Origin of the sequence: Streptomyces sp. DH10 (assembly GCF_029813805.1) — a bacterium.
Taxonomy (GTDB): Bacteria; Actinomycetota; Actinomycetes; order Streptomycetales; family Streptomycetaceae; genus Streptomyces; species Streptomyces coeruleofuscus.
The window spans coordinates 94003-117343 of record NZ_JARVKU010000010.1 but is presented as its reverse complement, the minus strand read 5'-3'; the positions used below and the strand labels follow the sequence as shown (position 1 = coordinate 117343).

At 72.3% G+C, this 23341-nt stretch carries 21 protein-coding genes; 15 read left to right on the top strand and 6 right to left on the bottom strand.

What is annotated here, in order from left to right; genetic code table 11:
* Positions 1-118 precede the first annotated feature (118 nt).
* Positions 119-1549 carry a polysaccharide deacetylase family protein gene (locus tag QC385_RS21690; RefSeq protein ID WP_279542964.1) on the top strand — a complete coding sequence of 477 codons (1431 nt, stop codon included), beginning with the start codon at positions 119-121 and terminating at the stop codon, positions 1547-1549.
* Positions 1550-1610: 61 nt separating this feature from the next.
* On the opposite strand, the gene QC385_RS21685 is transcribed toward QC385_RS21690, so the two are convergent.
* Positions 1611-2093, bottom strand: a complete 483-nt coding sequence (locus tag QC385_RS21685; protein ID WP_279542963.1) for an ester cyclase — start codon at positions 2091-2093, stop codon at positions 1611-1613.
* 75 nt (positions 2094-2168) lie between these two features.
* On the opposite strand from QC385_RS21685, the gene QC385_RS21680 reads away from it, so the two are divergent.
* From QC385_RS21680 to QC385_RS21635, 10 genes are all read left to right on the top strand, one after another.
* Positions 2169-2639 carry a MarR family winged helix-turn-helix transcriptional regulator gene (locus QC385_RS21680; RefSeq protein ID WP_279542962.1) on the top strand — a complete coding sequence of 157 codons (471 nt, stop codon included), beginning with the start codon at positions 2169-2171 and terminating at the stop codon, positions 2637-2639.
* Positions 2640-2949: 310 nt separating this feature from the next.
* A complete protein-coding gene (locus tag QC385_RS21675; RefSeq protein ID WP_279542961.1) occupies positions 2950-3342 on the top strand; it encodes a DUF2267 domain-containing protein in 393 nt (130 codons plus the stop codon).
* Positions 3343-3520: 178 nt separating this feature from the next.
* Entirely contained in the window at positions 3521-4507 is a 987-nt protein-coding gene (locus QC385_RS21670; protein ID WP_279542960.1) for a hypothetical protein, read from the top strand.
* 120 nt (positions 4508-4627) lie between these two features.
* Positions 4628-6484, top strand: coding sequence for an HSP90 family protein (locus QC385_RS21665; RefSeq protein ID WP_279542959.1), 1857 nt, complete (start codon positions 4628-4630; stop codon positions 6482-6484).
* Positions 6485-6486: 2 nt separating this feature from the next.
* Entirely contained in the window at positions 6487-9420 is a 2934-nt protein-coding gene (locus QC385_RS21660; protein WP_279542958.1) for a hypothetical protein, read from the top strand.
* Positions 9421-9901: 481 nt separating this feature from the next.
* Positions 9902-10579, top strand: a complete 678-nt coding sequence (locus tag QC385_RS21655) for an urease subunit gamma (RefSeq protein WP_279542957.1) — start codon at positions 9902-9904, stop codon at positions 10577-10579.
* On the top strand, positions 10572-12569 hold the full coding sequence (gene ureC / locus QC385_RS21650) for an urease subunit alpha (protein ID WP_279542956.1): 1998 nt from the start codon (positions 10572-10574) through the stop codon (positions 12567-12569). Before QC385_RS21655 ends, ureC begins: the two co-directional genes overlap by 8 nt.
* A gap of 95 nt (positions 12570-12664) precedes the next feature.
* Entirely contained in the window at positions 12665-13339 is a 675-nt protein-coding gene (locus QC385_RS21645) for an urease accessory protein UreF (protein ID WP_279542955.1), read from the top strand.
* A gap of 41 nt (positions 13340-13380) precedes the next feature.
* Positions 13381-14094 carry an urease accessory protein UreG gene (gene ureG / locus QC385_RS21640; RefSeq protein WP_279542954.1) on the top strand — a complete coding sequence of 238 codons (714 nt, stop codon included), beginning with the start codon at positions 13381-13383 and terminating at the stop codon, positions 14092-14094.
* Between the two features lie 23 nt (positions 14095-14117).
* The gene (locus tag QC385_RS21635; protein WP_279542953.1) at positions 14118-14948 is read left to right on the top strand and encodes an urease accessory protein UreD; all 831 of its coding nucleotides are present in this window, start codon (positions 14118-14120) and stop codon (positions 14946-14948) included.
* 34 nt (positions 14949-14982) lie between these two features.
* Here QC385_RS21635 and QC385_RS21630 read toward each other — a convergent pair whose 3' ends face one another.
* The gene (locus tag QC385_RS21630) at positions 14983-15336 is read right to left on the bottom strand and encodes a hypothetical protein (RefSeq protein ID WP_279542952.1); all 354 of its coding nucleotides are present in this window, start codon (positions 15334-15336) and stop codon (positions 14983-14985) included.
* 210 nt (positions 15337-15546) lie between these two features.
* Between QC385_RS21630 and QC385_RS21625 the strand changes: the two genes are divergently transcribed.
* Positions 15547-16545: a phosphotransferase enzyme family protein gene (locus QC385_RS21625; RefSeq protein ID WP_279542951.1), complete on the top strand. Its 999-nt coding sequence runs from the start codon at positions 15547-15549 to the stop codon at positions 16543-16545.
* 96 nt (positions 16546-16641) lie between these two features.
* Here QC385_RS21625 and tpg read toward each other — a convergent pair whose 3' ends face one another.
* The 4 genes from tpg to QC385_RS21605 are packed head-to-tail and all read right to left on the bottom strand — an operon-like array spanning position 16642 to position 20711.
* Positions 16642-17196, bottom strand: coding sequence for a telomere-protecting terminal protein Tpg (gene tpg / locus QC385_RS21620; protein ID WP_279542950.1), 555 nt, complete (start codon positions 17194-17196; stop codon positions 16642-16644).
* Between the two features lie 12 nt (positions 17197-17208).
* Positions 17209-19452 (bottom strand): telomere-associated protein Tap, encoded by a 2244-nt coding sequence (gene tap, locus QC385_RS21615; RefSeq protein ID WP_279542949.1) that lies wholly within the window; start codon positions 19450-19452, stop codon positions 17209-17211.
* A gap of 22 nt (positions 19453-19474) precedes the next feature.
* Positions 19475-20065: a kinase gene (locus QC385_RS21610; RefSeq protein ID WP_279542948.1), complete on the bottom strand. Its 591-nt coding sequence runs from the start codon at positions 20063-20065 to the stop codon at positions 19475-19477.
* Between the two features lie 46 nt (positions 20066-20111).
* Complete coding sequence (locus QC385_RS21605; RefSeq protein ID WP_279542947.1) at positions 20112-20711, bottom strand: DUF998 domain-containing protein; 600 nt, start codon at positions 20709-20711, stop codon at positions 20112-20114.
* A 150-nt stretch (positions 20712-20861) separates the two neighbouring features.
* On the opposite strand from QC385_RS21605, the gene QC385_RS21600 reads away from it, so the two are divergent.
* The 3 genes from QC385_RS21600 to QC385_RS21590 are packed head-to-tail and all read left to right on the top strand — an operon-like array spanning position 20862 to position 23322.
* Positions 20862-21860: an inorganic phosphate transporter gene (locus QC385_RS21600; RefSeq protein ID WP_279542946.1), complete on the top strand. Its 999-nt coding sequence runs from the start codon at positions 20862-20864 to the stop codon at positions 21858-21860.
* A 19-nt stretch (positions 21861-21879) separates the two neighbouring features.
* Positions 21880-22509, top strand: a complete 630-nt coding sequence (locus tag QC385_RS21595) for a hypothetical protein (RefSeq protein WP_279542945.1) — start codon at positions 21880-21882, stop codon at positions 22507-22509.
* 27 nt (positions 22510-22536) lie between these two features.
* Entirely contained in the window at positions 22537-23322 is a 786-nt protein-coding gene (locus tag QC385_RS21590) for a DUF817 domain-containing protein (RefSeq protein ID WP_279542944.1), read from the top strand.
* Positions 23323-23341 lie beyond the last annotated feature (19 nt).

The following is a 23341-nucleotide window of genomic DNA, read 5'->3' as shown; positions in this document are numbered from 1 at the left end:
CGCCCCTGACCAGAACGATCGGAGATCACAACGGCCGTCGGCGTCCCTCGGACGCGGCGGCCGCCCGGCGTCCGGTCCGCGACGCCCGGAAGGTCTCCTCTCCTCGGGTTCTGGTCACATGCGCTCTCACACCCTGCTCCCCGCCCTCGTGCTGCTCGGCTCGCTCACCGCGGCCTGTGCGCACGGCACGTCCGAGCCGCCGGTCACGGCAGCCGACGGCGCACGGCCCGGCGCGTCGCCGTCCCCGGCCCGGACGGTCGACCCGTCAAGGATCAAGGGCCTGGAGATCGTCAGCGACAGCAGCGAGAACGGCTCCTGCCCCTTCGCGACCAGTTACCCGGACGTTCCCGGCGCGGAGGCGATGACGGCCGCGATGAAGAAGGAAGTGGAGCGGCGCCTGGCAACCTTCCGCTCGGGGGCATGCTCGGATTCGGGCGGAGCGGACGGCCGCGAGCTCAACATCAGCCACCAGTTCCTGGTCGCCTCCGGCGACGTGCTCGGCGTCCGCCTCACCACCCAGGACCAGAGTTCGGCGGGCGACGGGCTGTTCGCCAGGACGTACTGGTACGACGGCAAGGCCGACGCGTACCGCACGACACTCGGACTTGTCGCCGACGGCTCCCGGGACGCCTTCGTCGCCGCCTTGAAGGATCAGCTCAAGGACCGGGAGGGCGTGGATGCAGCCGGCCTGGACGACACGTTCTCCGCCCCGGAGAGCCGCGACGTCGCCCTGGACGACATGGCCTTCACCGCCGACGGCGGCCTGCGGGTGCACTTCGACCGCGGCGACGTGGGCGTTCCGGCCGCCGGGGCCCAGACGGTGACCATCCCCAAGAAGACGATCACGCCATGGCTGTCCGCGTTCGGCAAGCGCGCCCAGCGGCAGACCGTGAGCCCCAGCCGTTCACTCGACCTGGGCGCGCCCCACGTCCCCGCCCCGGCCGTCCCCACCCACACCGCGTCCGGAGACGACGACACCGACTGCAAGAAGGTCAAGTGCATCGCCCTGACCTTCGACGACGGACCCGCCGTCCCCGAGACCTCGGCCCTGCTGACGCACCTGGCCCGGTACAAGGCGCGCGTCACCTTCTTCACCGTCGGCCAGAACGTCGCCGCCCACCCCGACCTCGTCCGCGCCGAGGCGAAGGCCGGCCACGAGATCGGCAACCACTCCTGGAACCACCCGGACCTCACCCGGCTCACCCCGCAGCAGGTCGCCTCCCAGCTCAACCGCACCAGCGCCGCCATCAAGGCCGCCACCGGCAGGACCCCCATCCTCTTCCGGCCGCCCTACGGCGCCGTCAACCGCACCGTGAGGGCCGCCACCGCCCTCTCGCCGGTGCTGTGGGACGTCGACACCGAGGACTGGAAGTACCGCGACCCCGCCAAGGTGGCCCGCACCGTCATCACCAAGGCTCAGCCCAACGACGTCGTCCTCCTGCACGACATCCACGCCACCTCGGTCGCAGCCGTCCCCGAGATCCTGCGCACCCTCACCGCCCGGGGTTACCACTTCGTCACGGTCAGCCACCTGCGCGCCACGCTGTGACGCCGGGGGCGCCGGACGGAGGGTTCCCTGTCTGGCGCCCTGCTGCTCTCCCGCGCGCCCTTTAGTGCCGAGCCGGTCCGTTGGGGCCGGAGACGGCGCCGAGCTGGGTCAGGCCGTCGAGGATGTCGGTGCAGGTCCAGTACTCGACGAACCTGCCGTCGGCGACGCGCAGGATGTCGTGTCCGCTGAAGGAGATCTTCGTGCCGACGGGGGCGGTGGCGTGCGGGATGCCGCCGGTGTAGGTGGCGCGCATGGTCCACCGCGCGGCGAGCATGTCTCCGTCGACGATCGGTCCGAGGTCGACCGTGATGGTGATGTCGCCGAAGGCGGCCATGGTCTGCTCGATCTCGGGCAGCAGCCGCGCCGGGCCGGTGACCGCCTCGGAGTCGCTGCCGTCGGGGCGCGCCTGGTGGACGAGGAAACCGGGGGCGAGGATGTCCTCGGCGTGGCGGAGGTCACCACGCCACATCTGGCTCCAGCGGTCGTAGAGGGCGCGCATCTGCTCGCGGCTGTGTGTGGCCGTGGGCTCTCTTCGTATGGTCATGGTAGAAAGATGCTGCATCACACAACATCTGCGCAACACAGATATCTGCCGGGAAGGGAGCCAGGGGGTCACCTCATGCCAGACCAGACGACCCGCGCGGCGGCGGTCACGGCGGTCACCGCGGCAGCCCGGCGCCACCACGCCGCCTACACCCTCTTCAACCAGGCCATGGCCGAACGGCTCGGCCTGCATCCCACCGATCTGCAGTGCGTGAGCCTGCTCGGCCTGGAGCCCGGGCCGCACACCACCGGCGAGATCGCGAAACTGACCGGTCTGACCTCCGGGGCAGCCACCCGCCTCGTGGACCGGCTGGAGAAAGCCGGCCTCGTGGAACGCCGACCCGACCCGCACGACCGGCGCAAGACACTCGTCTCCCTCACCACCGCGCGCACCCCGCACATCGAGGCCGCCTGGGAGACACCCGGCAGGGCCTTCGACCAGGCCCTGAACGACTTCACCGACGACGAACTCGACGTGATCGAACGCTATCTGCGACGCATCACCGACGTCGGCACCGAACAGACCGCACGTCTGCGGGAAGGCTGACCAACCATAGAGCCACCGACGCGCTACACCAGCAGATAGCGGGCCGCGGGCGACCGAATTGGCACCTGCTGCGCCCGGCCCATGTGGAGGTCGCGGGGCCGGCTCCGCCCGCGAGGAGCGCGCACGAGGGCGACCGAGGCGTACGGCCTTCCACCGACGGCGGTGCGCCGCCCTTCCCCGTCGCGCGCGGCTGACCGCGCTCAGGGCGCACCATCAGCATCGACGGTGACCGCCGCCGACTACCCGGGTACCGGAAAAGAGGGCATCGCACCGATGCCGTCGACGCGCCAGCAAGCGGAGGTGACGAACGATGCAGTACCACGAGTACCTCGCCCGCGTACGCGAGCTCGGCGAATACAACAGCCAGGAAGAGGCCTCGAAGGTCACCGAAGCCGTCTTGAGCGTGCTGGCCCAGAGGATCAGCCCCGGCGAGGTGGACGTCCTCGCCTCGCAGCTGCCCGGACCGCTCGGGCAGACGCTGACCGCAGCCAAGCCGCAGCAGGCCGAGAGCTTCGGGATCGAAGAGTTCTACCGCAGGGTCGCCGAGGGTGTCGGCGCCCGGCCGCGCACCGCCGAGTGGGACGCCGGCGCCGTCCTGACGGCCCTGGCCGACGCGGTCAGCGGCGGCGAGCTGAACCAGATCCTCAGCCAGCTCCCCTCCGGCTATGCCGTCCTGTTCGGCAGGGCCGATCTCGCCGGCTGACACACACCCGGTCGGCCGGCGTGCACCGAGCGCGGCGTACGCCGGCCGGCCGGCTGCCGGTCTCGTCACGCCTGCCGCACTCGCCGGTGAAGTGCCGGTGAAAACCCTGTGGAAGCGGTGTCATAGGGGCCGCATATGCTGCACCGAACGATCACGTGGGATCAGGGGAGGGCGCGGCATGTTCGGCAAGTTGTTCGGCAGGGGTGCGGAGAGACCGGTGACGGATCCGCACGCCCTGCCCGTCCCGCGCAGACAGAAGCACGGGATGTACACGCTGCGCGCGCTCGGGGACGCGCGGGTGCTCGCGCTGGTGGAGGCCGCCGACGCGGGTGACTGGGAGGCGGTGAAGGCGGCGCTGGCCCCCTTCGATCTCGGCCGCGACCACCAAGTCCTCGGTGAACTCGCCGACTTGGACGGTGTGCAGGACTGGATCGGCCGGGCGGTCGAGGAGGACAAGGAGCACCGGGCGACGGCCCTGCTGATATCCGGCACGCGCCACATCAGCTGGGGCTGGGAAGCGCGCACCGCCGCTCGTGCCGTCGACGTCACGCAGGAGCAGTGGCGGGTCTTCCACGAGCGGCTCCAGATCGCCGAGGAGCAGCTGCTCGAGGCCGCCGAGCTGCGGCCGGACTGGGTCACCCCGTGGCGCCGCCTCCTCACCTCCGGCCGGGGCATGTCGCTGGGCCCCGCCGTCAACGAGACCCGGCGCGACGCCGCCCTGCGCCGCGACCCGCTGGACCTGGAGACGCACCTGGAGTGGGTGTCGCAGTTGCAGCCGCGCTGGGGCGGCGAGCCGGGCCAGGCCCTGGCGTTCGCCCAGGAAGCGGTCGCCCGCGCCCCGCAGGGGCACCGCCTCGGCTGCGTCATCGCCATGGCGCACATCGAGGAGTGGGTCGAGGCGGAGCGCGGGGACTACCTCGAAACCGCCGAGATCCAGGCGCAGTTGCGGGAAGCCGCCGACCACAGCATCCTCCACCCGGCCTACGTGTACCGCCCGGGCTGGCAGCACGACTTCAACATGTTCGCCATGGCCCTGTCGCTGGCCGGTGAGCGGCACACGGTCCGCCGCGTCTTCCAGACGCTCGACGGCGCCTACACCAGCTGGCCCTGGACCTACTTCGCGGAGCCCGAGAAGCAGTTCGCCCGCCACCACCGCCGCGCCTGAGCACACGCCGGCCCACCGGCATCGCCGCGTACGAGCACGCTCCGGCTCACCCTCACCGCCGCGCCTGAGCAGGCGCCGGCCCCGATCCCGCCCGCCACCTCTCCCACTCCGGACTGCCCGATGACTCTGCCCGACACCGCCGCGAACCCGGCCGGCGCCGACCGCACCTTCCAGGTGGATCTGCGCGGCCTCGTCGATCTCCTCTCCCACCACCTCTACTCCAGCCCCCGCGTCTACCTGCGCGAACTGATGCAGAACGCGGTGGACGCGCTGACCGCCCGGCACGGCCTCGAATCGGCCGCACCCGCCGGCGCCCTCGGCATCCGCCTGTACGCCGACGGTTCGGTGGTACGCGTCGAGGACGACGGCGTCGGTCTCACCGAGGCCGACGTACACACCTTCCTCGCCACGATCGGCCGCAGCAGCAAGCGCGCCGACAAGATCGCCGAGCAACGCGGCGACTTCATCGGCCAGTTCGGCATCGGCCTGCTCTCCTGCTTCCTGGTCGCGGACGAGATCCACGTCCTGAGCCGTTCCGCCCGCACCCCCGACGCACCGGCCGTGGAGTGGCGGGGGCGCGGCGACGGCAGCTACACCGTCCGCACCCTGCCCGCCTCCGCCCGCCCCCGGCCCGGCACCACCGTCACGCTGACGCCGCGCGCCGACGCGGGCGAGTGGACCCGGCCGGCACAGGTGCACGCGCTGGCCCGGCACTTCGGTTCCCTGCTCCGCCACCCGGTGACCTTCGACGACGGCACAGGCGGCCCGGGTGAGCCGGGGGCGCCCGTCAACCCCGAGCCCGCGCCCTGGGCGCGTACGTACCCCACACCGGGAGCCCGTTCCCGCGCGCTGGCCGCGTACGGCGAGGAGGTCTTCGGGTTCAAGCCGCTCGACACCATCGAACTGGACCTGCCGGCCGTGGGCCTCAAGGGCATCGCGTGCGTGCTGCCCGAGGCGGTGCCGGCCGGGCGCCGCCACGGTCACCGGGTGCACGTCAAGGGCATGCTGCTGTCCGAGCAGGCCGAGGAGATCCTGCCCGAATGGGCGTTCTTCGTCCGCTGCGTCGTCGACGCCGAGAGCCTGCGCCCGACGGCGTCCCGCGAGTCCCTGTACGAGGACGACACCCTCGCCGCCGTCCGCGACGCCCTCGCCGAGCGGCTGCGCGCGTGGATCGCCCGGGCCGCCGCCAGCGACCCGGACCTGCTCGCCCGCTTCCTCCAGGCCCACCACCTGGCCGTGAAGTCGCTCGCCGTGCACGACGACGAGATCCTGCGGATGCTGCTGCCCTGGCTGCCGTTCGAGACCACCGACGGGCACACCACCCTCGACGAGTTCGCGCGCACCCACCGCACCGTGCTCGTGACGTCGAGCGTGGAGGAGTTCCGGCAGGTCGCGGCGATCGCCTCGGCCGCCGGGCTCGGCGTCGTCAACGGCGGCTACACCTACGACCGCGACCTGGTCCACCGGCTGCCCGAGATCAGGCCCGAGGCGACGGTCGCCGACCTCGACCCGGCGACCCTCACCGCCCACCTGGACCCGGTCGACCGGGAGACGGAACTGGCCGCCGCGGCCTACCTCGCCCTGGCCCGTGACGCCCTCGCCGTCTTCGACTGCGACGTCGCGCTGCGCACCTTCCAGCCCGCCAACGCCCCCGCCCTCCTCGTCGACAGCCGCGAGGCCCGGCACGAGCGCACCCGCTCCCAGCTCGCCCGCGAGCAGGAGGGCGGCCTGTGGGGAGACATCCTCGGCGCCCTGCGCCAGGAGGCCCCGCGGGCCCAGCTGATCCTCAACCAGCTCAACCCGCTGGTCCGCGCCGCCGTCGCCATCGACGAGCCCGAGCTGGCCCGCACCAGCGCCGAAGCCCTCTACGGGCAGGCCGCGATGCTGTCCCGGCGCCCGCTCAGGCCCGCCGAATCGAGCCTCATCAACCGCTCCTTCCTCGACCTTCTCGCCCACGCCCTCCGCAAGGACAGCTGACGATGCCGACCGCACCCCAGACCACCGACGAGCTGTACCAGGCGCTCCAGGAGAACGACCGGCGCCCCTACGGTCGCACCCGCACCGTCACGGCCGAGGAACTGGTCGACGCCGCCGAGCAGTTCGCGGAGCCCGTCCCGCTCGTCCACGCGCTGCTTGAATTCCAGGAGGCGTACACCTACGGCTCCGAACCCCGCAAGTCGCCCGTCGTCTTCGCCCGTCTGCTGACCCTCTTCGACGAGCAGCCCGACGTCTTCGACGAGCGCCTGCGCCACATGCTGTTCTGGCGGTTCAAGTGGGTGGCCCACGCCCTGCGCCAGCTGCCCGAGATACCGCTGGCCAGTCTGCGCCAGTGGCTCACGGAGATGCGCGACCGGTACGAGAAGGCCGACCTCGGCCTCCAGCCCTACTACGCACAGGCGTACCAGCTCGCCGCCCACGTCGGCGAGGACACCACCCCCGCCTACGAGCTGTGGGCGGGACGCACCCGCACCCGACTCAGCGACTGCGAGGCCTGCGAGATCTGCGAGCGCGCCCTGTACCACCTCGCGGCGGGCGACGACGAGCGGGCGCTGAGCACGTGGGAGCCCGTCCTGGCCGGGAAGGAGTCCTGCCAGGAGGAGCCGGCTCGCTCCGTCTCGCACGCGCTGTTGCCCCTCCTGCGCACCGGCCGCGCCGACCGGGCCCGCGAACTGCACCTCGCCGGCTACCGCGGCTGCCGCCGCAACCCCTCGATGTCCCAGGAGGTCGGCCGTCACCTGGAGTTCTGCGCGCTGACCGGCAACGAGGCTCGCGGCCTGGAGCTGCTCGCCGAGAACCGGAGTCTGTTCGGGGAGGTCGACTCGCCACTGGACCTGCTCGGCTTCCTCACCGGCGTGGAGGTCCTCCTCCAGCGCGTCGAGCTCCTCGGCCACGGCGAACTGCCGGCCGCGGGTTACGCGGGCCGCACCTGGACGGTGGCCGGACTGCGCGCCGAGGTGCGCGGCCGCGCCGACGACCTCGCCGCCCGCTTCGACGCCCGCAACGGCACCACGGCCCACACCGACCGCCGCAGGGCCCGCCTGGACCGTGCCCCGCTCCTGGACGCGCTGGAACTGACCCTGCGTCCCCGCGGCCTCGACGACGTGGCCCCGGCCGCCCCGGTTGCCGCGCCGACCGCCGGTACGGCCGCCGCCGTACCGGAGTCGGTGCCCGAACTCATCGCCCGGGCCAGGGCGTTGGACGAGCAGGGGCACCCGGACGCAAGGGCCTGCTGGGCGCGGCTGCGCACGCTCGTCGCCGCCCGCGACTACACCCACCCCGACGACCCGGCCGTCGGCCCGCTCGTACGGCTGCGCGCGGACCTGCTGGCCGACGAGGCGAGCCGGGCCGGCGACAAGGACGATTTCGCCGTCGCCGCCGACCTCTACGAGGAGGTGGCGGGCCTGTACGACGACGCCGGACTGCCGGGGCAGGCGGCGCTCGCCCGCGCCAGTGCCCTGCTCGCCGCCGCCGAGGTCCCGGTGGAGGGCGCCGACGCGACCGAGGCGAAGGCCGCCGCGCTCACCGCCGCCCACGCGTCCATCGTCCGCCTGCACGAGGGGACGCATGGCCTCGCCCCGCACCTGGAGGCCCGCCTGCTGCGGATGCGGGCGACCGCGCTCGGCCTGCGCCTGCAGACCTCGGGGAGCCAGGAGCACGTCGCGCCGGTGCTCGCCGAAGTGGAGCTGCTGCACGCGTTCGCCACCCGGCACGACGTCGTCGGGCAGGTCTCCGGCGCCCTGCTGCTGCGCGCCAGCACGTACGCCCTCTCCGGCGACCTGCCCGCCGCGGTCACCGAGATCGACGCCCTCATCGACCGGCTGAAGGCGCACGGCCCCGCCTGGCACCTGCCCCGCACGCTCGGGCTGCGGGGCCGGCTCCAGCTCGGTCTCCAGGACGTGCAGGCCGCACACGCGGACCTGGCCGAAGGCCTGCGGCTGGCCGCCGACTGGCCGGCCGACGCGGTCGACGCCGCCCGCCTCCACGGTGATCTGGCCCAGGCCTGCATGTTCCTGGGGCGTCCCGACGAGGCCTTGCGGCATCTGACGCGCTCGGCTGAGCTGGACCTGCGCCACGGCAGCCGGATCGACGCGTTCTGCACCTACAGCAACGCGGCCCAGCTGAGCCTCGACCTCGGCCGCGTCGAGGACTGCATCGCACTGCTCGACTCCCTCCTGGCCGAACCGGACGTCACCGCCGGAGAACTGGACGACCGGCTCGTCGCCCAACTGCGCCTGACCCGCGCCCGCGCGCTGCACGCGGGAGACGACCTCAAGGCCGCCACGGCGGAGTTCGTCGCCCTCGCGGCCGAGTCGGCCGGCTGGGACGACGACCCGGGAAGCCACGCCATGATCGCCGCGGAGACCGCCGTACTCCTCGGCGAGTCCGGCGATTTCGGCCGGGCCCGCGAAGCCGCGGAGCAGGCACTCGCCGCCCACGCCCGGGACCCTCGCTACGAGCAGCTCAGCAACTGTCTGCGCGAACTCGCCCGGCTCCAAGGCCAGCAGCAGGGCCCCGACGGTCTGGCCGAGGCGCTCGCCTTCCTCGCCGACGCCGGCCGCGTCGCCGATGAGGCCCGCGCCGCCGGGTACGAGGCCCGCGGCCGTTCCCTGGACTCGGCCCTGGCCTACGAGTACGGGCGGGTCAACGCCTACGCCGGTGCGTACGAGGACGCCCTGGCCGCCCTGGAGAAGGCCCTCGCCCTGCTCGGCGAGCCAGGAGCGGACCAGGACCACGCCGGGGAGTGGGCCGAGTGCGTCCGGCTCGCGGGTGCCGTGGAGGGCATCTATCTGGAGCGCCCGGCCCCCGCCCTCGCCCGCCTGGACGCGGCGGTCGCCCGCCTCACGGCCCTGGGGCACACCGACGAGACCGAGCCGCTGACCTCCTTGGCGGCCCGGCTGCGCGACGAGGCGTGATACGGCGTCCCCGGTGCCGGGGCGGGCTCCCGCCTCGGCACCGGGGACACCGCCCGCCCAGAACCGGCCACTGCGGGGAGCGGACATCTGCGTAAGTGCCTTTTTCTGAACGGGTATGGGCGGGGCGCGGCGGTATGTGTCCGTGAGGACAGAGCGGCTCCTGCCCGGCCGGGCGTGCGCCTCCAGGCCATGGGGCCCACCGCCTCGGCGCAGAAACGTTCGTGTGTCGCGCCCCCCGAGACCGGCGAACCGGGTTGGCCCGATGTCGCCGATTCCCGATGCGAACTCCCTTTTCCGGCGCCCTCGTCGACATGTTCGCTCCGCCGCTCGTCCGAAGTGAATGCGCGTCGTCCGCGTCGACGCGCCGGGCCGGAGCCAGCACGATCGGACGTGGCGCAGCGTGGCCCGGAACTCTGGCTTCGGTGAGCCCGGCGTGCCCGCGCCGTCGGCAGACGTTGGCCTCTGGAACAGAGAGGGCACCATGCATTTCACCCCCCATGAGCAGGAGCGCCTGTTGGTCCATGTGGCGGCCGGCGTGGCGCGGCAGCGCAGACAGCAAGGGATCAAACTGAACTACCCGGAGACCGTGGCGCTGCTCACTGCCCACGTCTACGACCAGGCGCGGCTCGGCCGGACCGTCGGCGAGATCATGGACTCGGGACGGGGGCTCCTGACCCGGGACGACGTCATGGCCGGTGTCCCGGAGATGATCGACAACGTTCAGGTCGAGACGACATTCCCGGACGGCACGAAGCTGGTGACGATCCACGACCCGTTCGACGAGCCGCGCGAGGAGATCGAACTGCACCCCGGCAAAGTCGACTTCGTCGACGAGGCGGTGCCGCTGAACCCAGGGCTGGACGTCACCGAGGTCGAGGTGCACAACCCGACCGACCGGCCGGTGCAGATCGGGTCGCACTACCACTTCTACGAGGCCAACCCGGGCCTCGAGTTCGAGCGGGCACTGGCGTACGGCAAGCGGCTCAACGTCGCGGCCGGCACGTCCGAACGGTTCGAGCCGGGCGATCGCCGCACGGTGGAGCTGGTGCGCATCGAGGGCGAGCGGAAGGTGCTGGGGCTGCGCGGGCTGGTCGGCGGGGTGCTTCAGGACCAGGCTCCGGACGGCTCCGACGGTGAGGGAGTTGACGACCGTGGCTGAGCGGGCGAACACCCGGGCGACCGAGCGCGAGGTCTATGTGGACCTCTTCGGCCCGACGACGGGCGACGAGATCCGGCTGGCGGACACCGCGCTGCGCATCAAGGTCACCGACGACTGGTCCGGTGGTCTCGGCAAGGAGCCGGCGGACCCGCCGCCCGTTCCCGCGCCCGGGGACGACGACAACCGCCCGGAGGACGGCACGGGCAAGGTCAGCCCGCTGGCGAGCAGGAGCGGACACGAGGTCGTCTTCGGCGGCGGCAAGGTGATCCGTGAGTCCATGGGGCAGTCGGCGACGCCACGCGGGGACGGCGAGGACGGCCCGCCGGACACGGTGATCACCGGCGTGGTGATCCTGGACCACTGGGGCGTGGTCAAGGCGGATGTCGCGATCCGGGACGGGCGGATCAGCGCGCTCGGCAAGGCGTACAACCCGGAGACCATGGCCAGGATCCACGAGGGCCGGACGGACGGGCCCAGGGACTTCGTGATCGGCCCGGAGACCGAGGTGATCTCGGGGAAGGGCCGCATCCTGACCGCGGGCGGGGTGGACACCCATGTCCACTTCATCTGTCCCGAGCAGGTCGGCGAGGCCCTCGCGTCCGGGGTGACGACCCTGATCGGCGGTGGCACCGGACCCGCCGAGGGGTCCACCGCGACCACGGTCACCCCGGGCAAGTGGCACGTCGGGCGTCTCTTCAAGGCGCTCGACGAGTTCCCGGTCAACATCGGAGTGCTGGGCAAGGGCAACACCATGTCCCGCGAGTCGATGCTCGACCAGGTGAAGGCCGGCGTGATCGGCTTCAAGATCCATGAGGACTGGGGCGCGACCCCCGCGGTCATCGACACCTGCCTGAAGGTGTGCGAGGGCAGGAACACCCCGGAGGACGACGACCGCACGGACGGCCTCGTCACCAACAGCGTGCAACTCGCCCTGCACGCGGACTCGCTGAACGAGGCGGGCTTCGTGGAGAGCACCAAGGCCGCGTTCAAGGGCCGTCCCCTGCACATCTTCCACATCGAGGGGGCCGGTGGCGGCCACGCCCCGGACATGATCACCCTCTGCGGGGAGGAGAACGTCCTGCCCGCGTCCACCAACCCGACGCGCCCCCTGACGGTCAACACCGTCAAGGAGCACATCGACATGATGATGGTCTGCCACCACCTCAACCCGGAGCTGGAAGCCGACCGGGCCTTCGCCGAGTCCCGGGTACGGCCCTCGACGATGGCGGCCGAGGATCTGCTGCACGACATGGGTGCCATCTCGATCATGTCGTCCGACGCGCAGGCCATGGGCCGCATCGGCGAGATGATCATGCGGACGTGGCAGACCGCGCATGTCATGAAGACCCGCTACGGCCAGCTGCGCGAAGGCACCGCCGCGGAGCAGGAACAGCAGCGGCGCGAGGCGGACAACTTCCGCGCCCGGCGTTACGTCGCCAAGTACACGATCAACCCCGCCATCGCCCACGGCGCGGACGACCTGATCGGATCCGTGCAACCCGGCAAGCTGGCGGACCTGGTGCTGTGGGAGCCGAAGTTCTTCGGTGTGAAGCCGCACCTCGTCCTCAAGGGCGGGCAGATCGCCTACGCGCAGGTCGGTGACGCCAACGCCTCCATCCCGACGCCGCAGCCCGTCCTGCCCCGCCCCATGTGGGGTGCCACGGGGAAGGCGCCGGGCGCCAACTCGGTCAACTTCGTGAGCCCGCAGGCCACGGTCACCGCGCGGGAACTCGGCATCGGCAAGTCCCTGTACGCGATCAAGGACACCCGTCAGGTGTTCAAACAGGACATGGTCCTCAACAGTGCCACACCGGACATCCGGGTCGACCCGGACACCTACGAGGTGTTCATCGAGGACACCTGCATCACCGAACTGCGCCGCCACAAGGAGGAACAGGCGCAGGACGACGAGGGGCCGTGCACCCAGCGGCCCGCTCCCACGCACTACGCGTCGGAACTTCCCATGGCGCAGCGCTACTTCATCCTCTGACCGTGCGGCGGACGACGGGACGGGCGGCCCGGCAGGCCGGACGCCGCACGTCCCGTACTTTCCGCCACGCCTTCGAAAGGCATGGCCACGCGTCCATGAGCCGTACCGCTCTCCTGGTCCTCGCCGACGGCCGTTTCCCGGCAGGAGACCATGCGCATTCCGGCGGCGTCGAGGCCGCCGTCGCAGCCCGCGCCGTCCACGATCCCGTCACCCTCTACGCCTTCTGCCGCGGCCGCCTGCACACCGCGGGTCTCACCGCCGCCGCACTGGCGGCCGCGGCCGCCGCCGGGCACGACCCACTCGTCCTGGACGAGGCCGCCGACGCCCGTACGCCCGCCCCGGCGTTGCGGGCCACGGCCCGCAAGCTGGGCCGGCAACTGCTGCGCGCGGCCCGCGCGGCCTGGCCGTGCGAGGCGCTGGAGCGGCTCGCGTCTGATCTGCCGGGCGGCGCCCACCAGCCCGTCGTGCTCGGGGTCGCCGCCCAAGCGGCCGGCCTCACCGCGCCGGACGCCGCGCATGTCGCGGCCTTCGGCAACGTCGCGGGCCCCGCCACCGCCGCCGTACGGCTGCTCGGCCTCGACCCGTTCGATGCCACCGCGGTCCTGGCCCGTCTCTGCGACGACGTCGACGCCGTCGCCCATGAGGCGGTCGGCGCCGCCGCCCGCGTCACCGACGAGGGACCCGGCGTCCTGCCGGCCGCGTCGTCGCCGCTGCTCGACATCACCGCCGAGCAGCACGCCGCCTGGCCGACGCGTCTTTTCGCCTCCTGATGCCGAATCCGGACTCCGCACACCCGAAGGAGCTCACTCCCATGCACCTCGACCACACCCACGACGGTCCCGGCGCCGTCTCCGCCGACACCCACCACCCTGACGGCACCCGACGCGCTCTCAGGATCGGCCTCGGCGGTCCGGTCGGCTCCGGCAAGACCGCCACGGTCGCCGCCCTCTGTCGGACCCTGCGCGACCGGTACTCCCTGGCAGTGGTCACCAACGACATCTACACCCGTGAAGACGCCGAGTTCCTGCTCCGCGAGGCCGTCCTGCCCCCTGAGCGGATCACCGCCGTGGAGACCGGGGCCTGCCCGCACACGGCGATCCGCGACGACATCTCCGCCAACCTGGAGGCCGTGGAGGAGCTCGAGAACCACCTCGGGGCCCTGGACCTGATCCTCGTCGAGTCCGGCGGCGACAACCTCACCGCCACCTTCTCCAAGGGCCTCGTCGACACGCAGATCTTCGTCATCGACGTCTCCAGCGGCGACGACATCCCCCGCAAGGGCGGCCCCGGCATCACCACCGCCGACCTCCTGGTCGTCAACAAGACCGACCTTGCCCCGCACGTGGGCGCCGACCTCGCCACCATGGCCTGCGACGCGCGCCGGCGGCGCGGCAGCCTGCCCGTCGTCTTCACCTCCCTCACCGGCGACGACGGCGTCCGGCCCGTCGCCGACTGGGTGCTGCAACGCCTGACTTCCTGGCATCACGGGACCGCGCGGCCCGAGCCCGCCACCGCCACGCGCTGATCCCCCACGCCTCGGCAGGAGACATGAGCACGCTCACCGAAAAGCCCGCGCCCCTCCCGGACGCCTCCACGGTCGTGGCGACCGCCCGGCTGCGGGCCCGCCACAACGGCCGCACCACCACCCTTCCGCTGCTGAGCGGCGACGGGCCCTTTCACCTCCAACGGCTCCGCCCACGCGGTGGCCTGGCCCGGGTCGACGTCATCGGCGCCATGAGCGGCCCCCTCGGCGGCGACCGGCTGGCCCTCCACGCCGAGGTGGGACCGTACGCCCGCCTCCAGATCACCGGAGCCGCCTCCACCATCGCGCTGCGCGGCCCCACCGACGACTGCGCCACCTACGACATCCGCCTGACGGTCGGCGACGACGCCACCCTGCACTGGCTGCCGCAGCCCCTGATCAGCGCCGCCGGCAGCAACCTCCGCCAGACCTGCGCCGTCGACCTCTCCCCCACCGCCCGCCTCGTCCTGAGGGACGAACAGATCCTCGGGCGCACCGGTGAGCCCAGCGGAAACCTGACCACCCGCCTCACCGTGCTCCGCGCCGACCGCCCGCTCCTCGACCAGCACACCTCCTACGGCGGCCGCCACGCCGCCTGGGACGGCCCGGCCGTCATGGGCTCGCACCGCGCCTGCGGACAACTCCTCGTCGTCGACCCGTCCCTCGCCCCGGCAGCCCTCCCACCGGTCCTCCTCGGCGACACCGGCACCCACGCCCAGGGCGTGCTGGTCCCCCTGGCCGGCCCGGCGCTCCTCGCCACCGCGGTGGCGGACACCGCCACCCGGCTACGACGTCTCCTCGACGAGGCACTGCGACGGGCCCTCAGCACGAGCCCGTGCCGTGGACTGGGGTCGTAGGGCAGGGACTGGCCGGTCTTTCGAGGTAATGCCATCAGGCCCGGTTGAGCCGGGCTGCGATTCCGTGGCCGATCAGCAAATAGATGACCGCCGGAAGGCCGTAATTGAGGACAACGCGTAGACCCTCTGTGTCCATCGTGAAAATGTCCTGTGCCCATCCGGACAGCCAGTCCGCCATTCCGTGGACGAACTCGACGAAGGGATTCGCCTGGTTGGCGTCGAGCAGGTAGAGCACGATCCACAGGCCCAGCAGTCCGGCGGCGACGTCGGCGATCGTGCAGGTGACAAGCGCTACCCGGCGCGCGGTGGCCGGGTTGCGCTCGGGGCGGCCGGGGCCCTGGGGCTGGTCGTAGGTCTGGTATCCGGAAACCGGGTCGGTACCGTTCACGAAAAATTCCAATCTCGCGCGCGATGTAGGCAAGGCCGCACAAGGCAGTGAAATTCAGCCTCGGACTGGCCTGTTTCTGCCTACTTCTGCGCCGCGCGAGCACCGCCGTGTTACACCTCGGTCTGCGGCCGCCTGAGTACGGCTCTTTTTGTCCGGCTGTTCGGGAAATCGGCTTGTGACTGTCGGCCGCGTGATCGAAGCTGACTCGCCATGATGCCCTTGACCGAGATCGACCGACTGAAGCGGACCGTGTCCGCCGCATGGGACAGCCCGATCGCCGACCAGGTCGCCGCGCAGTGGGGTTACCCGGCCGGTACCGCCAGGTGGTGGCGCTCCAGTGCCTCACATGTCTGCGTGCTCCCGGACAACGGCCGACGGCGGTACCTGCGGTTCGTGCCCGGCTCCTGCCGCGGACCGGAGTCCCTGGCCGTGGTGGCTGAGCTGATGGCACGGCTCAACGACGGCGGTTCGGCGGTGGTGCGGCCGGTCGCCGCCGAGTCCGGGGCACTGACCGTGACCGTGGCGACCGGTCTCGGTGCCATGCACGCCATGGTGGTGGAACCGGCGCCCGGTGCGGAAGTCGACGTCAGCGAACTCACCGCATCGCAAGCGCGGCAGTGGGGGCAGGCACTGGCCCGTTTGCACCGCGATGCCGCCGGGCTGGGCGCCGGGCTGCCCGAATCGTTCGACGAACTGTCGGATATCGGCGAACTGTTCGCCGATGACGCCGAGTTGGTCGAGGCGACGGCGCGGCTCGCCGACGTGATGAGCGAGTTGCCGCGTGGTGCGGACCACTGGGGTGTGGTGCACGGCGACTTCGAGCTGGACAACATGGCCTGGGAAGAGGGCGGCCCGATCGCCTACGACTTCGACGAGGCCGCCCTCTCCTGGTACGCCGCCGACGTCGCCTTTGCCGTGCGTGACCTGACCGACCACACCGGCCGGCCCGCGACCGGGCACCGGGCGCGGTTCGACGCCTTCCTCGACGGTTACCGCGGCGTGCGCCCGTTCGACGATGAGGACCTGGGACGCCTGCCGCTGTTCGCCGGCCTGCACGCCGCGGCTTCTCTCGTGCGCATCACCCGCGCGCTGGGCGAACCCGCCCGGCAGGAACCGGGTTGGCTGTCCGACCTGCGCGCCGATCTGGCCGACATGGCCCGCACTCACCGCCAACTCGTGATCGGCATCGGCCAGGGGTGGGCCGAGTGATCGCCAGAGAGGCTCGACCGCTGCTGTCACGACGGTTGAAGCAGTCCTCGAACGAAGTCGGAGACCAGCGTCGCCACCGCTTCCGGAGCCTCCAGGTCAGAGGTCGAACTCGAGGTGCTCCACGTCGGTGAACTCGACTTCGAGGCCGTGGGCGCGGCGGCCGCTGTCGCGGAAGTACACCTCGCCCAGTGCCTCAGCGGCGATGTTCCGCAGTTGCTGTTCCGTGCCGCCGGCCTCCTTCGCCTCGAAGAGGCGGGCGGCGTACTGCGGGGGCAGGGCGACGGTCAGATGGCGCAGCCGGGCGTCGTCGGTGGTGCCGGGGGCGGCGGTGTAGCCGAACCGGGCGCGGGTGTCGATGACGATGCCGTCGGTGGTGGCCGCCGTCTGTTTGGCCCTGGCCCGGATCTGGGGCTGCCATCGCGCTGTGACCTCGCGTTCCATGCGCCGCGCGAGGTCGGCGCGGGGCTTTTTGATCTGGTCCTTCACATACCGTTCGACGGTGCGCTGGGTGATGCCGAGCAACTCGGCCACGGGCCTGGTGCCCTTGAGCTGCCTGACCAGATAGCGCATCTGCGCCCCCGCGCTCCTGGGGATCGGGCGTGTGAACGCCTTCCGCAGCGCGGCGTCGAGACCGTCCCCGACCGTGTCCATCGGCTCGCTCCCCTATTCCCCGTCGTCCTTGGCCGTGACCTCACCGGTCTTGATGTACCGGGCGAGATTGAGGACCTGCCCGTGCTTCTCCCGCACCGCTTCGGCCCACAGCGTGGTCTGGGTGCCCTCGTGCTTGACCATCCCCGGCGACACTCCGAGCCGGAAGCTGCCGGGCACGGTCTTGTCATCGGCGTCGTACGGCAGGACGTGGAGCGGGCTGGGACCGTCGGCGGCGTAGACGGCGCAGTCCGAGAGGACCGCCACCGGGTACTGGCCGGTCGCCGCGGCCAGGCTGAGCATCTTGCGGTGCATGTTGATCCGCGCCCGCGAGATGACGGCGGCGCGGATGTCGGGCCGCCATGTCGGGCGGGAGAGGGCGGGCCAGGGCTGCCCGGGCTTCCAGCCGCCGCCACGCGCCCGTTCGCGCAGCTTGCCGATGCCGCCCTTCACCGTGGACTTGATCGCGTCCAGGACGATCGCCATCTCGGGATCGCGCTGCCTGTAGCCGTCCATCGCCGTCAGGAACTGCGGGGCGCGCAGCTTCTCGCCCACGCCCAGGTCCGCCATGGTGTCGACGTACGCGTTGCGCAGCCGCTTGTACCAGCCGTCCAGGAACCTGCCCCTGTCCTCCCTCACCCAGGCCTCGGTCGGGGTGACGTCGTAGCCGAGCTCCATCGCGTACGCCACGGTCGGAGTCGCGTACCAGGCCGGGCCCTGCGGGCGCTCGCCGGTCGGCGTGAACGGGCTGGGCAGCAGCGCGCCCTCCAGCCGGCGCCACTGCTTGCCGACCAGGACGCGGGAGAGGTCGACGTGGGAGAGGTCGACCAGCCATGCCCCGGGCAGCGTCGGGTCGAAGGGGGGGTGGGTGACATGCACGGGCGGCGTCGCCAGGCCGACGACGGCTCCGTTGGCGGCGGCGCCGAAGGCGAGGTTGACGTCGATGCCGACCAGGTACCGCCGCATGCACTCGGCGTCGGTGAGCTCACGCGCCCAGTCGTACGCCTCCTCGAACAGCATCTCGTCCGGGCCCCGCTGGTGGAAGCGGGGCAGACCGGCGAGCAGTGGATGCCCGTCCGGGGCCTCGCACGGTGCGCAGTCGATCGGGTGCTCGCCCAGCGAGCCGGGCCGGTGTTCCTTGTGCCGCTTCCCCGTCTCGTCCGCCTCGCTCGCCCGGGTCGGCGGATTGAGGGCGGTCATCAGCTCCAGGCCGGTGACGGCCGTGGAGCCGCGCGGCGTCATCACGCGGGCCGCGTAGGTGCCCAGCACGCGGGCGAGTTCCGCCGGTTCGAGCTGTGCGGCGTGGCCCCAGGTGCGGGCGTCGAGCGCGTTCCACGAGGGGATGCACAGTTGCACGCACTGACGCTGCCGGCCCTGGGCGGGGCGGTAGATCCGCGCCCACGGCCCGAAGCCCCGCTTCGTCAGCCGCCAGTCGGCCCGGTCCAGCTGCCTGAGGATCTTGTGGCCGTCCGGGAGGCGTCCGGCGAGCCGCTCGGCGTCCGACAGCTCCACCGGGAGCCCGTACCGCTCGCACGCGGCCTCGGTGAGCACGAGCAGCGGGTCGGCGTCCTTGCCGGAGCCGTGCAGTCTGCCCGCGCCGAGCTGGGCCTCCTTCAGCGTCCACTCCACCAGCGCGGGGAGTGACTTGGCGGGCACGTCGAGGACCAGGCCGCCGATGCCGTAGCCGGTCACCTGGGAGCCGTCGTCGGCGTCGATGACGAGCAGCGGGCCGTTCGCGAACCGCGGGTCGGTGTCGATGGCCGGGGGGGCCGCCGGGGCCGCCTTCCGGGTGCCGGGGCGGCGCGACGTCGACGACGGCCTGGTCGTGGCCCCGGCCGCCGGACGCGGCACGGTGGCCGGACCGGTGGGGCGGGGTGCGGCGTTCCCGGGAGCAGCCTCCGGGGCCGGGTCTGCTGATCCTTCGGGGGCGGCCCGGGGCGGTTCAGCTGCCGATGGCACCGGCACGGCAGGGGCGGGGTCGGCAGGCCTCTCGGGAACCGACGTGTCCGCGGCGTCGGTGGCGGGGTAGAGCTGGGCGAGCTGCTTGAGCAGGCGGGCGTACGCGTCGCGCTCCGGCGGACGCGGTTCGGTCTTGCCGGCCTCCCAGCCGCTGACCGTCGCGCGCCGTACTTGCAGAGCGGCGGCCACCTCGTCCAGCGTCAGGCCGTGGGCCTGGCGCAGCCGCTTGCGCTCCGCCGGGGGCGGCAGCGGGGAGCGGGACGCCACCAGGGCGTCGACCGCGTCGAACAGCTCGGACATCGGGCACCTCCGACTCGCCACCCTAGCGTGGAGCGTCGGTTTCGCGTACGAAGCGCGTACGTACGGCGTTCGTGTGGACGCCCGGCGTGGTATCCGCCTGACGGCACAGGCCGGTGTCGCGCAGGATGCGGTCGATGGTCGCCGCGAGGGTGCTGTCGGCGCCGATGACCGTCTCGACCCCGTCGGGCAGCAGGTCGAGCGGCCGGTACCAGTCGCGCAGCCGTGTCTCGTCGACTTCGCCGGCGATCGGCTTGGTGGCGTGCCGGGCGAGGGTTTCGCCGAACGGTACGTCCAGGTAGTAGTGGTGCGTCGCGCCGCGGTGGTCGGCACGCAGCCGGCCGAGCATGCCGCCGTAGCGGTCGGCGTAGAGGATGCCTTCGACGACGACATGGAATCCGGCGTCCAGGGCGTAGCGCGCCACGGTGTCGATCAGGCCGATGTTCGCGGCACCGGGCACGTCGTGTTCGCGCAGCACGACGCGGCGGAGGTTGTCCTGGGCGACGAGGGCCAGGCCGCGGCCGAACTCCTCGCGCAGGCCGGCCGCGACGGACGACTTGCCCGAGGCGCTGTTGCCGCGCAGAACGACCAGCCGGGTTTCTTCGCTGCCCACCATCACGGCGGTCACCTTATCGACGGCCGCTCCGCATGGGGCCGGGTCGTCATCCCGGGGGCGCCGCGCGTGCGGACTGGCGCAGGCAGGAGAGGGCCACCACGAAGGGCCAGACCGACTGGAGAGTCGTGACCGCGCGTTCGGCCACACCGGCGACGCCGTGCAGATGCAGTTCGAGCAGGAACCATGCCGCGCCCACCGCCATCAGCGCGGTGGCTCCCAGGGAGGGTAAGGGCCGCAGGGCCCAGGGGACGCTGTCACCGGTCCGGGCGGCCAGGACCGGCCAGGCCGCCAGGACGATGAAGGCGATGGCGGCGACCGAGCCGTGGCTCAGGGAGCCGCCGCTGCTCGGCGCCGGGACCAGGGCCACCACCAGGGCGGACACTCCCCCGGCCGCCAGCGCCACCCGGCCGGGGGCCGCGGCCGGGCGCAGCCCCCAGGCGGTGAGCAGGTGGCAGGTGCCCAGGGCGGTGAACGCGCCTGTCATCACCCAGTGGCCGGAACCTCCGGGGGCCGCCAGGACGCTGATGGTCTGAGCGGCCGGGTCGTAGGCGGGGCCTTGCAGTGCCGCCGCCACCATCCAGCCGATGATCAGCACGGCAGGGGCGCACGCCGACGACAGCAGGACCCATTTCGGGACAGATCGCACCAGGACACCGTAAAGCGGATCGCTCGCACTTCCCGTACCACTACCGCCGCTTCGGGCGGGTCCGTCCGAGGGTTTCGCGGCACGATGGATTCCGTGCGCCGACGGCGCCTGTGGCGGCCCGGCGCTCTGCCCGCGGAAAGGTGATCGGTCATGGAGCTCACTCTGGTGGTGCTGATCATCATCGTGGGGCTGACGTTCGACTTCACCAACGGCTTCCACGACGCCGCGAACGCGATCGCCACCTCGATCTCCACCCGGGCCCTGACCCCGCGCGTGGCGCTGATGATGGCCGCGGTGATGAACTTCTTCGGCGCCTTCCTCGGGACCGAGGTCGCCCAGACCGTCGGCAGCGGCATCATCGCCGCGCCCGAGGACGACTCGGGTCTGCTGCTCGTCCTGTGCGCGCTCCTCGGGGCCATCGGGTGGAACGTGTTCACCTGGTGGCGGGGGCTGCCGACCTCGTCCTCGCACGCGCTGATCGGGGGGCTGGTCGGTGCCGCGCTCGCCGCGTCCGCCACCGTGCACTGGTCCGGGATCGTGGACAAGGTCCTCCTGCCGATGCTGTTCTCCCCGCTGGTCGGTGTGGCTCTCGGCTACCTCCTGCACGTGGCCATCCTGTGGCTGTTCCGTCGCTCGACGCCCCGGCGGACCACGCGCCGGTTCCGTATGGCACAGACCGTCTCCGCCGCCGCGATGGGGCTGGGGCACGGTTTGCAGGACGCGCAGAAGACCATGGGTGTCATCGTGCTCGCTCTGGTCACGGCGGGCTGGCAGGACGACTTCTCGGTTCCGATCTGGGTGATCGCCGCCGTGGCGGCCGCCATGGCCGCCGGCACCTACAGCGGCGGGCGTCGCATCATCACCACCCTCGGCCGGCGCATCGTCCACCTCGACCCGCCGCGCGGGTTCGCCGCCGAGACCGCCGCCGCGGCCGTCCTCTACACCACCGCGTTCCTGCTGAAGGCGCCGATCTCCACCACACAGACGATCACCGCGGCCATCCTGGGTGCCGGTGCCACCCGGCGTGCCTCGGCCGTACGCTGGCAAGTGGCCCGCTCCATCGTCATCGCCTGGCTGCTCACGTTCTTCGGCGCCGGGCTTCCCGCCGCCGCGATCTACCTCATTCTGCACGCCGTCACCGGTCTGTGATCCCAGCCCGGAGGCCCACATGATCGCCTTTCCGCCGCACACGCCGGACCCGCCGCCCCGCGAGGCCCCTGCCGGACCTCCGGGCGGCCTCCCGGCGCCAGGGCGTTTCGCGCATCTGCACCCCGACGACGGTGCCTGTCTGATGGAGAGCGCCGCCTTGCTGGCGGGCGACCGGTTCACCGACAGCCCGGCCGGTACGCATCCGGTGCTCGCGGCTCTGGCCCGTGTGGTCAACGACAGCGTCGGTGACGCCACCCGGCGTGCCCTGTGGCCGCTGGCCGCCGAGCTCGCCGACGCCCGTCCCGCGGACCGGGCGTATGCGCCGCGGCTCGTCGGCACGGTCGTGGACGAGGCGCGCGTGCTGCGTCCCGCCTCCCAACGTCTGGCGCGGCGCGGCCGTGCCTGCCGCCGACGGGGCGAGAGGCTCGCGCACGTCCGCGCGGGCGGGCTGCCGGGCCGTGTCGCCGATCTGTTGTGGTGGCGGGGGCCGGGGCGGCGGCACCTCGAACACGCTCTCCGGGTGCTGTGCGCCGCGCCGGACGCGGATCAGCGTCTGGCCCGGCTGCTGCGGAAGGCCGTGACCGAGGCCCGGGACGGCGTGGACCGGCGCGGGCGGGTGCCGACGGCGGAAGAGCGCTGCAACCGGTAGGGGCGCGGGCCCGTCCTACAGGGCACCATGATCCCTACAACAAGCTTCCCCGGCCCCTGGACCGCGCCGGTTCGGCAGGTGCTCGACTTCGCCTGGACCCAGACCCGGGCGTGCGCGTTCGCCATCGCGCTGCTGTCCGGCGTGGCCGTGTCCGCCCTGCTGCCCGACCTTCCCGTGGCGCGCTACGACCTGCTGGTGGTCTACGGCGTGCTGCTCACGCTGGTGTTCTGGCTGCGCGGGTGGGAGAACGGGCGGGACGTCGCCGTCATCGCGGTCTGTCACGTGATCGGGCTGGCCTTCGAGCTGGTGAAGGTGTCGCTCGGTTCGTGGAGCTACCCGGAGCCGGGCGTGCTGAAGTTCGCCGGTGTTCCGCTGTACGGCGGGTTTCTGTACGCGGCTGTCGGCAGCTACGTGTGCCGGGCCTGGCGCCTGTTCGATCTCGAGCTGGCGCGCTACCGCCCGCGGGCGACGGCGGTGGTGGCCGCGGCCGTCTACGTCAACTTCTTCAGTCATCACTGGCTGCCCGACGCGCGCTGGGTGCTGGCGGGACTGCTGCTGGCCGTGACCGCGGGGACGTCGGTGCGCTTCACGGTGCGGGGTGTGCGCCGCCGGATGCCGTTGGCCCTGTCGTTCGTCCTGATCGGGTTCTTCCTGTGGGTGGCGGAGAACCTCGCCACCCTCGTCGGCGCCTGGCGCTACCCGTACCAGGAGCACGGCTGGGAGCCGGTGGGGGTGGCGAAGTTCGGCGCCTGGGCGTTGCTGATCAGCGTCACCTTCGTCCTGGCGGCGGTCGGGCGGCGCTCGGGGCGGTGAGCCACGTATCATCCTATGG